Raw genomic sequence first — 13,206 nt, 5'->3', positions numbered from 1 at the left:
GGGAGCCATCCTTTAATTTAAAAATTACCACCTGTATGCCGTGTAATAGGTTTCGTAGTTGTCAGTGCCTTCAGGGATTGCGACATCTTTTTCAATGGTTTCACCTGCTTCTACGTTGTAATTGTTGTTTACAATGTAGGAATCCTCAAATCCAACAAGTGTACCTTCTTTATCGAAGAACAATGTAGCTGCCTGAATGGTGCTGATCTCGGTATCGCTTGTGTTAGTAGCCTTAAGCGTAAGCGTTCCGTTTCCTGATACTGAAGCTTCAAGATTGACATCGCTGCAAGCAGGCATGATATAGCTTGATTCTTCATAGTGAATTGTGTAGGAATAATTTGCTGCCTCTTCGGAGTTCAGGAAAAGAGCATACAGTACAAAGTTCTGATTCGGCTCTACGTAAGCATTGTAGGAAGAACCTGTTTCCAGAATGCTGCCACCTTCATCAAAGCTTACTGTATCCCAGGAAACGTCAAGTTTTGCGGAAGAATTATTGGAACATACTGCAATAAAATATTTGTATCCGTATGAAGATTTAAATTCATAACAGTTTTCTACAACTATAACGTCAGAGGTAGCGGTTCCGCCGGCCTGTTCTACAGCACTATCAGCTTCGGCTGTCTTCTCAGTGGTACTTTCTGCTGCAAGTGCTGTATTTCCAAACAGCAAAACTATCATAAATGCTGCCATAAATGATCTTAAGATTTTCATAATATATACCCTCCTTGATAATAAGAAACCCCTTTATTCTATTATAAATATTGATATGTACCACCTGTGTACAGTGTCTTTAAATTTTCTAAAAAAAGGCTTAAATTTGTGATAAGATGGATGGCAGAGTGTAATGATACTCATCTGTAAGTTGCAGAATTTTTTATGATGCTTACAGCATATTAAATACTTTGCTGAGGAGGAGATATGGCACAACTGTATTTCAGATATGGTGCAATGGGGTCATCTAAGACAGCCAATGCACTTATGGTTAATTACAACTATCATGAGAGAGGGAAAAACTCAATTATTCTAAAGCCCAAACTTGAGAACAGAGACGGTGAGACAATAATAAGATCCAGAATAGGTCTTCAGGCTGAGTGTATGCTTGTGGAGGATTTCTTTGATGAGTATCACAGAAAGCACAAGATGATAGAAAAATATGATGCTATCATAGTGGATGAGGCTCAGTTTCTTACAGCGGAGCAGGTAGATATGCTATCTGACATTGTAGACTTTGATAAAGTGCCTGTAATCTGCTACGGACTTAGAACTGATTTCCAGGAAAAATTCTTCCCGGGGTCAGCACGCCTTATGGAAATTGCGGACAAGATAGAGGAAGTTAAGACAGTATGCTGGTGCGGAAGAAAGGCAACATGCAATGCCAGAATCTATAACGGCAAAATTGTCCGCGACGGCGAGCAGGTCTTCATGGGTGGCAATGAAAGCTATATTGCTCTCTGCCGCAAACACTTTAAAAAGGGCAAACTCACAATATAACAAGCACTACCCTGGAGACGGTATGTTTATTGTCCAAACTTCAAGGAGCTAAGAATCATGTTGAAGTTGAAGTGGCTATGAATGACTTGAAGATTACCAGTGCAGATAAGTGAGATAGGAAATCTTTGATTTCCGTGATCGAACTTATGCAGAGCTGGCAAAAGCCACCTATTATAAGATCAGAGAATGGGTGGAGAATAATTACGAGTTCAGCGTAACCAATCTCTATATTGCACAGGTAAAGAGAAAACACGGAATTATTGAGCATGAGAATTATAATCAGACAGGAAAATCGGACGGAAAGCAGCCTCAGTGCTCGCCTGATAAGGAAAAGGCTATTGAGGAAGCACTTAAGCATTTTAAGATGATATGATAATAAAAGCATTCCAGAGAATAATCTTTGGAATGCTTTTTTACTGGTTTTATTCTATAGAGCTACAATAGCGAATTTATAAATATTGACAATTTATCTCGTTGCTCCGGTGAAAGCTTATATATTGATCATATTAGCGGAGAATCCATAAATACTGCATCTAATTTAGTATCTTCACTGAAAAACTCAACTAATGATAATTCTAATGGCTCACAGATAATGCTGAGCATCTCAACAGTCGGATTCTTATTATTTAACTCAACCTCTCTTAAATAACTTTGAGAAATACCACATAGGTTTGCTAATTTATTTACTGAATATCCTTTCAACTCACGAAAGTGTCTTATTCTGTCTCCAACATTCAAAGTGTTTATCTCCTTTTTAGAGAAACATTAGCAAAGTTTTAGAAATAAGATTACATCTATAAAGTAAACTGAATATAGATATAGAGATAATGGCGAGAAAAGCAAGGATGAATAGTTTATAAATGAATGATTTTAAAGAGTGCTATTGTGTTTTTAGAAAATTAACGCTATATTGCACATTTCTCGTTACACTAAGGAAGGAGTGAAAAATGGGATTATTTGATAAACCACAGGTAAAAGCAGAGCCGGTCGATGAGTATGAGGAAAAATTACGCGAGCTCAAGGCGCAGAAAATCAGGATTATCAGAAGCATAGGTGAAAAATTTGTTGAAGTAAACAAAGACGAAGATATGTCATCCACGCCATATGCAGAGTTGATTAAGCAGCTTAAGGAAAATGAAAAAGAAACTGATCATACCGAGAAACAACAGCTGGCTTCCAGGGGGCTTCGCAAGTGTGAGAGCTGCGGAGCGGAACTTCCTATAGACAGTGCTTTTTGCAATAAATGCGGAGCAAGTCAGGGCAAGCTTGAAACTGAGCTGGTTAAAGCAGGAAAAATATGTCCCAAGTGCGGAACCAAGCTTAATGATGATGACGTATTCTGCATAAGCTGTGGATATAAATTGTGATTATATGAGGCGAAGATAACATGAAATATTGTGAAGTATGTGGAGAAGAGCTGAGGGTAGACGCAGCTTTTTGTCCTAAATGTGGATCAAGAACAGGGATTGAACTGAAAAGTAACAGCCTAACGGCAAAAACTGATGGCGCAGAGGTGGCCCAGGATTATCTTAACAAACTAAAGGATGGCGCCGGAGTACTTGGACAAAAGGCTGCTGAAATTGGTGGAAAGATTTCTGAAAAGGCATCTGAAGCATCAGAGTCTATTTCAACCAGTATTAAGAACGCGGAAGACAAGAGACTGGCAGCAAAAAGCGAAGCGGTAAAAATGACCTCAAAAAGTGAGACGGCACATACTCCGTCAACTAATAATATTACTAGCTTTTCAGAAGGTAATAATACTTCAAAAAAAGCAACTGCCAGTCAATCCCTAAAAGTTAGTGCGCCTAGAGAGCGGAAGAAAGTAAAGGTTGGAAATATAGTAGGTGCCTTGCTTACCGTATCAGTCATTGGAATAGCTGCATTCATATTTTATCTAAGCAGGTTCACTGTTGTAGGTGTATGGGGAGTATCAGCACTTCAGAATGTTAATGAATCCGACTTTAATATGGATGATGCAACAGAGAAGGGAATATATACATTCATAAAAACACTTGGTAATGGGACAAAATTGGCATTTACCAAGGATGGCGCAGTGGTTGTATCAGAGTCAGCAGGAATTGTTTCCCTTGGAAGTGATGCACTTTCATATTCGTTATCCGGCAATAATTCGATGTCCTTAAATGTTAAGGTTCTGATGGTTTCTGCTTCAATACCTGTCAGTTATGAGTGGGATGGTCCAAACAGACTGACTCTTGAATTGTATGGTAAGAAGATCGAACTTACTCGACAGAAGGGAGAAGACCCGGAGGAACTTAAAAATAAGTCAAGTGGAACTGGCTTAAATATTAACCTTGGCGGAGATGGTTCTGACGACAGTGGTATAGGTTTAAGCATTAATCTTGGTGGCGAAGATTCTGATGGTAGTAATATTGGAATATCCACCGGTAATGAAGATCTTGACAATGCTATTGATGGAATAAAGGATAAGCTGTTTGGGAACTAGCCTTATTCTATTAGTTGGAATTCTAACGTGTGTAGCAAAAGGAGAAAAGAATGTATTGTCAAAACTGTGGAGCAAAGATAGCGGATGATAGTGTATATTGCGAAGTTTGCGGAGAAAAAATAATATATGAAAACACTAAGAATATAACAAATACACAATGTGTTAGAAAAAGAAGAAAAAGTCTTTCCATAAAGTCATGGCTAATAGCAGGAACTGTATCTGTGGTTGGTATTTTAATTGCTTTGGTTTTCTTTTCATTGGACGGAAGAAAAGACGATATAAGTTCAAGGATAGGAAACAGTGCGCATGTAGATGAAAGTAGTGATGTGGAAAATGCGTCTTCTTTGTATGAATCAGATAATACTACTACGCAAGATAAAATAGAAGAAAATGAAGATAATGTACAAATGTGGATGGGTAATGATCCTGCTGGAGAAGAACCAAAAGAAAACAAAGATGTGATGTTAGAATCTGATTCTATATTATCATCAGCAGATGAATCGAAAAGTATTACTGATGACACAGCTAATATAATTTATGCAAGTAGTGAAAAAAATGAGTACACATATGGAGAGCTATTACAAGATTATAAATTTGTTAGATATGATATTGATAAGGTACAATTAGATATTTTTGGGAGTTTGGAATACAAAAATATGGGTATTAATCATGAAATAACAGATATTAGCCATGATTTAAATCCGATTATACTAAATGAAGTTATAAATGATAAAGAGAATGTGACATTATACCGTAATAGTGATTCATCAATCTTAATACTTGATGCAAAATATAAAAATCAATATATAACGCGAGAAATATATATTTATTTAGATATAGGAGATAATAATTGGCATCAGGTACAGTGTTTTACTGATGGTTCAGATGCAAATAGCAATATTAAACATCTGTTAAATAAGGTTCTTCCTTATTCTGAAGATGAATCAGCCCAATATTCCAAATTAAGATTTGAAAGAGATAATGGTTTTTATAGTGTTTTGATAGATTCCCCAGAGAGTAAAAAATCTGAAGAAGCTAATGTACAAGATGAAGATAAATCTAATAAAAAAATAGAAGCAATATATGACTATTATCCAGATAGTGTATTCACATCTTTAAATATTGATATTGTCTCGGATGTGAGTTGGACAACTGACCCATTAGAAATAACAAATGTTGCCGGACTCGGACTATATCGTGGGAGTCAATGGAGCGATAAAGATAGAGGAATAACAATAAATTTCAATTTTAGCGATGATTTAGTTCAAGATATACCTCAACCATTCTCATATATAGTAAATGCTGATGAAGTGCGTGAAAGAAATGGGATCATTATGGAAGGTGAAAAGGTTGAGTTATATAAAATTAATGGCAAAGACTATGTTAGGGTGGACTATGGTTTTAATGGTTATAATAGAATTATCATAGCGCAAAAAATGAGAGTAAATAGTAAAGAGCCGACTTGGGTTTACATTACTATTAATGATTTTAAAGGTCATGGTATAGAAGACCTGATATCAAAATACATGTTGGATTAGCCAATGGAATGCGTACTATTAGAGCATTGTTCAACTAAACTGTATTAAAGTGAACTTTAGCAGTGAAATTCATCAAAAGGAGTAAGAATGTATTGCAATAACTGTGGCTCAAAGATATCAGATGACAGTACATACTGCGAGGTGTGCGGAGAAAAAGTCACTATTGAAATCGGTAAGAAATCCCCAAAAGCCTCAAATGATAGAAAGAGTTTAAGATGTGCAACGAAAGATTGGTGTACAGTTATTGCGTGTATCGCAATTATTGTGGTGGCTTTTGTTGCATTTGGAATATTCTCATATAAAATACGTACTACAAAAGATTATAAGAGTATAAGTGAGCTATTGAATGAACAAGTATCTAAGCTTGAGGATAGGGCAGACAGTTTTAGAGTTTATTCAATTGGGTTTGACCATTATATAAATAAAAAGGATATTCCCAGGAATTATAAAGGCATTTTTGATTTTGGGGATGGCTTGGTCAACTTTCCATATGCAACTTATGATCCTCAACGTTTTTCTGTGAATGAATGCGAGTTTAAATATATAAATCACGATGAAAATGAGTTTTATTCTATAGATGTACGCGCTGATATTCCCATGGATGCTAATAATGTAATTATGTTTAAGGAAGGTGAGATATGGTACAAGGATAAAAATGATTTTTTCATTCCGTTCTTAATCATGGATAGCCAGTCTGAATTGTTTACTCAGATACAAGTTGAGAATAAGAGTCATTCGTATTTTATATCTGATAGTGGCGAGAAATGTGAAGTAAATTATAAATGTATTGAATCAAATATCAAGGGAGTGCCAGGCTATGCATTGGTGACTTTTTTTCCTTATAGAATTGATAATCATGTATATGATGAATTAGCAAAGTATATTACAGCTAATGCAGAAACTATCAGTGAAAAATCACTAATGGTTCAAAAATGGTACGGGTTAAATGATTTTGCTCCAAAGGAGAAAGATATAGTTGAGGATAGTGAAAATGATTTAGAGCTAAAGGAAAAATCTCAGCTTGAGGATTATACAGAGACTCAAAATACTAATTATCGTTTTAATGACGCGAAAATAGGAGATTATATATTTTTTGGAAAATATGAGCAGAACAACGATTTATCAGATGGAACAGAGGATATTGAGTGGCTTGTATTGGACAAAGCTAAAGTTGATAACGATGGAAGGTACGGCATATTAGCTATAAGCAAATATGCTCTTGATTATAAGCCATACCATAAGGAACAAAAAAAGGTGGAATGGGTATTATGTAGTTTAAGAAGATGGCTGAATGGTGAATTCTATAATGTGGCGTTTACGGATGCAGAGAGGGAGTTGATAGTGACCGTTAATAATACCACTCATGATGCATGGTCATACTATGAAAAATGGAGTGAAACGAGTAAACATGATAATACATCATCGGATAAAGTATTTCTTTTAAGCTATGATGAGGCTGAAAAGTATTTTGAGAGTGCTAATGATAGAATATGCTATGCTACAGATTATGCCATGGGAAAACAAATTTTCAGTGAATGCAAATGGTGGCTTAGGACGCAAAATTTTCCTAATGGTGCTGCTGTGTACATTGACTCAGATGGAACTCTGACTGATATTTCCGTACATATCGCAAATAATGTTCGTCCTGTTTTATGGATTTATGTTAATTGAGTTTTTATATGTGATTCTATAAAGAAAAATTGAATACATCCAATAAATGAACATTGTTCATATAGGCAGCATATTACCGATACAGATGAGTTTTAGCATAAAAGGAGAAAAAATGGGTGAAAATATTATTAATGATAATAAGGTGACTAAAAGGGAATGGTGTTAGCACCATTAATAATTGGTGTTTGTATTGTGCTAAGTGCAGCAGCTATGGCCTGCGGTCTTTATATGTTCAGATCAAACAGGGAGCACACAATAATTGCAACCGGATCAGCAAGCGTTGATTTTACTTCGGACCTGGTTAAGTGGTCCGGGAGCTTTTGCGCAGAGGCATCAACATCAACTGCAGCATACAACCAGATTCAGAAAGATGTAGAAACAGTTAAGAGTTTCCTGCTGGATAATGGAATCACGGAAGACGAGATGCAGTTCAATGCGATAAATATAAGCGAAAAAACGCATAACATCTATGATACAAATGGAAATCGTGTAGGAGAGGAATCCGATGGCTACAGGCCTACCCAGAGCATACAGGTTACATCAAGCGATATAGATAAGGTGGAGAGAGTATCGAGGGAAGTATCTGTTTTGTTGGAAAAAGGGATAGAATTCAGTTCCTATAACTGTGAGTATTATTACACCGGAAGATTACTATGTAAAGTGATAAGAAAGGGTCTCGATAATTTTTTGGTGGCTCGCATCAAAAGGAGTAGACATGTTTTGCAAAAACTGTGGTGCAAAGATAAGTGATAATGCCAGATTCTGTCCTAAGTGCGGAACTGAGCTAAAAAAGATAAACAGCGGTAATGCGTCAGACAAAAAAGTGGATGATGATCACTCAGCAGCAGAAAACAGGACTATCCCGGTAAAGTATCTGATTGCCGGAGCTGTTGGTGTGCTTGTCGTTATCTGCATTGTAGTTGCTATTGCTGTTAAGCATAATGGAAATGATGCGGAAAATAATGTAGAAAGCATTGCTGAAGTCAGTGCCAATAATTATGAAAATACAGAAATAGAGTCTAACGCTGATAATAGCGATCCTGCTGAATCTGTCCAGATGGTAGCTGAAGAATCCCAAAGTGAGGATAATGTTGTAACAGATAAAGAAGATACCAATGTTGATTTTGAAAAATGTAATAATCTTAAAGACTTGATGCAACAAGCGGCGGTTTTTACTTGTAATTACGATGATAAACACGATCTGACTATTGATGATCTTAAGACTATGCTGGCGTTTTCAGCTAATCCTTATGATGAAACGGTTATGAACCAACTGACTACCACCGTAGATTCAGCAACCGAGCAGCGTTTCTTGAACAGTTTAAATGAAGATGAAGCTGATTGGTATGGGATTGGTACTCATGTATGGATGTCGAAGGATGGTTTTAAAAGATACATTTATTCTGCAACTGCCGATACGAATCTGACTTCCGATGATAACTTTGAAAAGTTTGCTCTAAAAAATGGAGAATACACTTCATATCTGTTTGAGGATTATTGTGTGTATATTTATGGAGAGGCAGGAAATATGGGGCCGTATTTGGGCGATATGCTATCGGCTCAGGAAAAAGATGGTGGTGAATGGGAACTTGAATTTGAGATGTACACTAATGAGGATGGAGCTTTTGAAAGTCCCGAATATGAGAAAAATGCAGAAGGTATACCCGTCATTGGAAAAGCATTTTTTGAAGTGAAAGAAAACGAAGAAAGTGTTTTTGATGGCTACAGTATTACATATATGCGGTATGAGTTCTCGGATGCTTACTTAAGGAATAGTACTCCTGTAATCGAAACGGAAGATGAGTCAATTCATAGATACGAAATAATAGTGGGTGATGTCACATGGACATACGCTTACCTGGATTGTATTACAAAGGGTGGTTATCTTGCTCATATCAATTCGCAGGAAGAATTTGAAGCTATATGTGATCAGATTAGAAGAGAAAATCATGTAGAGAAAGCCTATTACATAGGCGGAAGAAGAGACCCTGATGCAAATGATTATGACAAATACTATTGGATAAAAAAAGATGGAACCTTTTGGGACGAATCTGTAAACGATAATGCGAAGTATGATGCCATGTGGTTTCAGGGAGAACCCGGCTTTGGATCAGATGATCAGATAGAGGCTTATTTGGAGATGTTCTATAGGAAAAGTGAAGATAGATTTTATCTTAATGATATTCCTGAAGATATTACTGCTATATACCCTGGGAGTATAGGATATATTTGTGAATATGATGAGTAATAATAAACAAATGATGAAACAAGATGATATTGGAAGTGTGCGCAAGCACTTGAAATGCGTTATTTTGATCATGCTTATTTCTTGTATTATTGGATGTGGCAAAAATGCAGAAGAAAATGATCGTTCTGATGCAGCTTCATTACAAGAAAGCTCCATAGAGGAATTAAATCAGAATACATCTGATGCGGAAGATAACATGATTAGGGAAGATGCTATATCTGATGAGACTTATACTTCAGATATTCGTGAAAGCGATTATGAAGATAATGCTGCAGAAAAAATAAAGGATCAACCTGCAGAGGAACTTGATACAAGGCAGGATTCAGTTTCTGATGATATCGAGATATATTTGGAGAAAATGTCAATTGAGCAAAAGGTTGCACAGTTATTGTTCACAACTCCAGAGGGGCTGACTGGAAAGCAGCAGGTTACCGAGTTTGGGAAAATATCCAAAGAAAAATATGATGATATTCCGGTGGGAGGACTTTACTATTCATCGGGAAGCCTTCAGAATCCGGCACAGACTAAAGCATTATTAAAGGACACACAGGATTATGCAACTGAGGCAACAGGTATTCCTGTTTTTCTTGGGATAGACGAGGAAGGTGGCAGAGTACTCCGGGTTGGAAACCAGGAGGTTTTCGGTGTCAAAAAAATAGAACCGATGTATCAAGTAGCTCAGTCCGGAGGCGAAGAGGCTGTCAGCGAGTCAGCGAACTATATCGGCAGCTACCTTGCTGATTTGGGATTTAATACTGATTTTGCTCCTGATGCAGATGTATTCACAAATGCAGATAATACTGTAATAGGAGACCGGTCATTTAGTTCCGACCCTGATGAAGTTGCACGTATGGCACGGACTTATGCTAATGGACTGAAGAATGCTGGGATACTGACTACTTATAAGCATTTTCCCGGACATGGTAACACCTCAGAAGATTCTCATGAAGGATATGCGTATTCATATAAGACACTTGAAGAATTGGAAAAATGTGAGCTTATTCCGTTCAAAGATGGTGCGGACGGATGCGCTGATTTTATCATGGTGTCCCATATTTCAACTCCTAAGATTACAGGAGATAATACGCCGGCATCATTATCTTATAAGATAGTGACAGAGCTTCTAAGACAGGAACTGGGCTACGATGGAGTGGTGATTACTGACGCTCTTGGCATGGGAGCCATCAGCGAGCATTACAGTTTAGGAGAGTCAGGCGTCCTGGCTATTGAAGCTGGGTGTGACATGCTGCTTATGTCAGGGGACGTAATCCCCTGTTACGAGGCTGTCCTGGCTGCAGTTAACGAGGGAAGAATAACCAAAGACAGGATAGATGAGTCTGTAAGAAGAATCCTGAAATTGAAAATGAGCAGGTTGTTAGTGGAGGATGCTCCTGAATTGGATAAAGATGTATCAGGTGTAATTAATGAGAAAACTGATGAACAAATTAATGATATATATGATGAAACTGCAGATAAGGAATGGAAAGAGGCATATATCACAACTATAAAATCAACACAAAATCATGAGAAAGGTTCACTTACTGATGTTGATTTTGATCTAATGGGCGAATTTAGCTACAGCCTCATATATATTGATGATAATGAAATCCCGGAGCTTGCGGTAGAGGATGATATAGATGGAATAGGGACGATCTATACATATCATAATGATCAGATTGTTGACTTGGATTTTACGCCTGGGTGGTATCACGGAACCTGTTCGTATTATCCAAAACATGGATATATCCTTATGAATTCCGTAGATGGAGCAGGAAGCGTTCAGTACTATTCATTTAGTAAGCTTCTTGATGGGAAAATAGAATCAGCTTCAGTTTTCATGAAATCGGAAGTTAAAAATGGGACAGACGGCGAGTACATTTTTGAGTTCTTTACTTTTGATGAAGATAATAATGAAATCCCAATTTCGAAAGAAGAGTTTCTGAGCTTATTTGAAGATTATGGAAATTGCTCATTGGACGATTATATCGTCGAGATGCAGGACTATAAGAGCATATTTGCTAATGGCTTGTCTGCAGATGAAATGCTTTTGTATTTACAGGGAGATAATCATAAGTCATGAAACAGTTGAAGATATATTAAAAAAGATTGGTATGCCGGTAGTTTCAGATGAAGATTTTAATCAGGAAATAGAAGCACTTCTTAATGAAATTGGATTAAGTTTATTAGCGGAGAATGCTCCCGAACCTGAATATAAGTCGGTGACCGATGTTTTTGATGAGCATCGTTGATAGAATGAACGATGTTAAAAGCCGCTACGGCTCATATGATCCGGATAAATGGCAGCTTTACAAGATTTATGATAAGATTGAAGAACTCGAGAATCTTATCATGGATGCAAGAGCCAAAAGAAAGACCGTTATTGCTGATAAAATGTCTGTAGATAATGTTTATAAGGCTATCATCTATATTGATAAGTATATTGATAAGATGGATCAGCAGGAAAGAAGAGACTTTATAGAACAGATTATCAGTGAGGTTAACATTTATGAGGACAAGACACCGGTAGGGCAATGGATAAAGTCGGTTAAATTCAGGCTTCCACTTATTTCAGAGGATATATCTATTGGTTTGGACAAAGATGATCATGTTGAAAAGAATAAACGTCCAAACCCAAGTGCAATCAAAAAAATAAGGTGCACCATAGTATATGTTCGGCTCCAACCGATTATACGCGAAGCGTAATGAGGGTGGAGCTGAATATATACTATGGTGCACCGTACTACTTTAAGCTATGGTACCCCGTATTATCTTTCCCCGGCGTTACTTCACCGATGCTGCGTTGGACTTATCTACAGGGGAGAATGGAACCCACACATACATGTGGTCGTCGGTAACGTATTCCACATCCTTGACTGTACCTGTCTTTGCAAGAGCGATAGCTGCTTCAATGCAGGCTGCACCCTGACCTGATGCAGACTGAAGAACTGTGAACTGCATGCCGCCGTCAAGGATTGACTGGCAGCCGTCAACTGTGGCATCAATACCTACTACAGGAACTGCAGAGGTGTCTATTCCAAGTTCGTTCATGGCCTGAACAACACCGATGGCCATTGAGTCATTGTTGCAGATAACTGCGTCATAGGGCTGGCCTGTCTTGAGGAATGTCTTAAAGCCTGCAGCGGCCTTTTCTGTATCCCAATAAGCTGTATCGTTAAATACATAATTGGCATTTACATTATTGTCTTTGAAGTACTTCTTGATAGCTTTGGTTCTTGCAGTTGCTGCGGGATGTCCGGGCTGGCCCTGGAATATAACAATATTTAATGATCCGGGTTTTCCAAGCTTGTTCCAGACATATTCAGCCTGCATTGTACCGGCATCAATTTCATAGCTTCCAACATAGATATACTTGTCGGGAGTAAGGTGATCCTCGCCCGGCTGGGAGTTGGTGAAAATGATCGGAATATCACCTGCTGCAACTTCAAGCTGAAGTGCAGTGTCTGTATCTACAGGGTTACAGATTATTGCATTATATCCTTTTGCTGCAGCGTCGCGGATCTGAGCTACCTGCTCATCAACAGTAGCGCATGGTGCACCGAGATCTACAGTTACGCCTGCTTTTGCTCCTGTGTCAGCTACGGAGTTCATAATAAGCTCTTTGAAGTCATCAAGAGTGATAGTCGAGAAAAATACCTTGACACCTGCGCCGTTAGTATTTCCACCACCGGAAGAGGAGCTTCCGCATCCTGTGATGGTCATTGCAGTCAGCATAAATGCCGCTGCGATACTTAATATCTTAGTAAAAATATTCTTCTTCACGATAAGACCTCCTC

General features: G+C 37.7%; 14 protein-coding genes. 11 read left to right on the top strand and 3 right to left on the bottom strand.

All coding sequences use genetic code 11. The features are described from left to right. Positions 1-24 precede the first annotated feature (24 nt). The gene (locus ACHCNF_RS05585; protein WP_408071800.1) at positions 25-711 is read right to left on the bottom strand and encodes a hypothetical protein; all 687 of its coding nucleotides are present in this window, start codon (positions 709-711) and stop codon (positions 25-27) included. 207 nt (positions 712-918) lie between these two features. Between ACHCNF_RS05585 and ACHCNF_RS05580 the strand changes: the two genes are divergently transcribed. Together ACHCNF_RS05580 and ACHCNF_RS05575 are read left to right on the top strand one after the other, a co-directional pair. Beyond that, the gene (locus tag ACHCNF_RS05580) at positions 919-1,491 is read left to right on the top strand and encodes a thymidine kinase (RefSeq protein WP_408071799.1); all 573 of its coding nucleotides are present in this window, start codon (positions 919-921) and stop codon (positions 1,489-1,491) included. 190 nt (positions 1,492-1,681) lie between these two features. Beyond that, the gene (locus ACHCNF_RS05575) at positions 1,682-1,864 is read left to right on the top strand and encodes an RNA methyltransferase (RefSeq protein ID WP_408071798.1); all 183 of its coding nucleotides are present in this window, start codon (positions 1,682-1,684) and stop codon (positions 1,862-1,864) included. Positions 1,865-1,992: 128 nt separating this feature from the next. On the opposite strand, the gene ACHCNF_RS05570 is transcribed toward ACHCNF_RS05575, so the two are convergent. After that, on the bottom strand, positions 1,993-2,229 hold the full coding sequence (locus ACHCNF_RS05570) for a helix-turn-helix domain-containing protein (RefSeq protein WP_408071797.1): 237 nt from the start codon (positions 2,227-2,229) through the stop codon (positions 1,993-1,995). 209 nt (positions 2,230-2,438) lie between these two features. Between ACHCNF_RS05570 and ACHCNF_RS05565 the strand changes: the two genes are divergently transcribed. The 9 genes from ACHCNF_RS05565 (at position 2,439) to ACHCNF_RS05525 (ending at position 12,115) form a co-directional block, all read left to right on the top strand. Further along, complete coding sequence (locus tag ACHCNF_RS05565; protein ID WP_408071796.1) at positions 2,439-2,858, top strand: zinc ribbon domain-containing protein; 420 nt, start codon at positions 2,439-2,441, stop codon at positions 2,856-2,858. Positions 2,859-2,878: 20 nt separating this feature from the next. Beyond that, on the top strand, positions 2,879-3,955 hold the full coding sequence (locus tag ACHCNF_RS05560; RefSeq protein WP_408071795.1) for a zinc ribbon domain-containing protein: 1,077 nt from the start codon (positions 2,879-2,881) through the stop codon (positions 3,953-3,955). 50 nt (positions 3,956-4,005) lie between these two features. Continuing rightward, positions 4,006-5,493: a zinc-ribbon domain-containing protein gene (locus ACHCNF_RS05555; protein WP_408071794.1), complete on the top strand. Its 1,488-nt coding sequence runs from the start codon at positions 4,006-4,008 to the stop codon at positions 5,491-5,493. A gap of 87 nt (positions 5,494-5,580) precedes the next feature. Next, a complete protein-coding gene (locus ACHCNF_RS05550; protein WP_408071793.1) occupies positions 5,581-7,164 on the top strand; it encodes a DUF6273 domain-containing protein in 1,584 nt (527 codons plus the stop codon). Between the two features lie 192 nt (positions 7,165-7,356). Beyond that, positions 7,357-7,914, top strand: a complete 558-nt coding sequence (locus tag ACHCNF_RS05545) for an SIMPL domain-containing protein (RefSeq protein WP_408071792.1) — start codon at positions 7,357-7,359, stop codon at positions 7,912-7,914. Continuing rightward, complete coding sequence (locus tag ACHCNF_RS05540) at positions 7,880-9,412, top strand: zinc-ribbon domain-containing protein (protein WP_408071791.1); 1,533 nt, start codon at positions 7,880-7,882, stop codon at positions 9,410-9,412. Before ACHCNF_RS05545 ends, ACHCNF_RS05540 begins: the two co-directional genes overlap by 35 nt. 10 nt (positions 9,413-9,422) lie before the next feature. Further along, on the top strand, positions 9,423-11,492 hold the full coding sequence (locus ACHCNF_RS05535; RefSeq protein WP_408071790.1) for a glycoside hydrolase family 3 protein: 2,070 nt from the start codon (positions 9,423-9,425) through the stop codon (positions 11,490-11,492). A 31-nt stretch (positions 11,493-11,523) separates the two neighbouring features. Next, positions 11,524-11,661: a hypothetical protein gene (locus ACHCNF_RS05530; protein WP_408071789.1), complete on the top strand. Its 138-nt coding sequence runs from the start codon at positions 11,524-11,526 to the stop codon at positions 11,659-11,661. A gap of 4 nt (positions 11,662-11,665) precedes the next feature. Further along, positions 11,666-12,115 carry a hypothetical protein gene (locus tag ACHCNF_RS05525; protein WP_408071788.1) on the top strand — a complete coding sequence of 150 codons (450 nt, stop codon included), beginning with the start codon at positions 11,666-11,668 and terminating at the stop codon, positions 12,113-12,115. Between the two features lie 78 nt (positions 12,116-12,193). On the opposite strand, the gene ACHCNF_RS05520 is transcribed toward ACHCNF_RS05525, so the two are convergent. Next, complete coding sequence (locus tag ACHCNF_RS05520) at positions 12,194-13,192, bottom strand: substrate-binding domain-containing protein (RefSeq protein WP_408071787.1); 999 nt, start codon at positions 13,190-13,192, stop codon at positions 12,194-12,196. Between the last annotated feature and the right edge of the window lie 14 nt (positions 13,193-13,206).

The organism is Butyrivibrio sp. NATIVEDY162 (assembly GCF_045999815.1).
Taxonomy (GTDB): Bacteria; Bacillota; Clostridia; order Lachnospirales; family Lachnospiraceae; genus Butyrivibrio.
The sequence above is the reverse complement of the archived record's forward strand: the minus strand, read 5'-3'. Positions and strand labels throughout refer to the sequence as shown.

Bases quoted from the DNA above. Each gene is read 5' to 3' on its own strand.
- ACHCNF_RS05580 (WP_408071799.1), top strand. From the start codon at position 919: ATGGCACAACTGTATTTCAGATATGGTGCAATGGGGTCATCTAAGACA.
- ACHCNF_RS05540 (WP_408071791.1), top strand. From the start codon at position 7,880: ATGTTTTGCAAAAACTGTGGTGCAAAGATAAGTGATAATGCCAGATTC.
- ACHCNF_RS05550 (WP_408071793.1), top strand. From the start codon at position 5,581: ATGTATTGCAATAACTGTGGCTCAAAGATATCAGATGACAGTACATAC.
- ACHCNF_RS05555 (WP_408071794.1), top strand. From the start codon at position 4,006: ATGTATTGTCAAAACTGTGGAGCAAAGATAGCGGATGATAGTGTATAT.
- ACHCNF_RS05560 (WP_408071795.1), top strand. From the start codon at position 2,879: ATGAAATATTGTGAAGTATGTGGAGAAGAGCTGAGGGTAGACGCAGCT.
- ACHCNF_RS05530 (WP_408071789.1), top strand. From the start codon at position 11,524: ATGCCGGTAGTTTCAGATGAAGATTTTAATCAGGAAATAGAAGCACTT.
- ACHCNF_RS05535 (WP_408071790.1), top strand. From the start codon at position 9,423: ATGATGAAACAAGATGATATTGGAAGTGTGCGCAAGCACTTGAAATGC.
- ACHCNF_RS05565 (WP_408071796.1), top strand. From the start codon at position 2,439: ATGGGATTATTTGATAAACCACAGGTAAAAGCAGAGCCGGTCGATGAG.
- ACHCNF_RS05525 (WP_408071788.1), top strand. From the start codon at position 11,666: ATGAACGATGTTAAAAGCCGCTACGGCTCATATGATCCGGATAAATGG.
- ACHCNF_RS05585 (WP_408071800.1), bottom strand. From the start codon at position 711: ATGAAAATCTTAAGATCATTTATGGCAGCATTTATGATAGTTTTGCTG.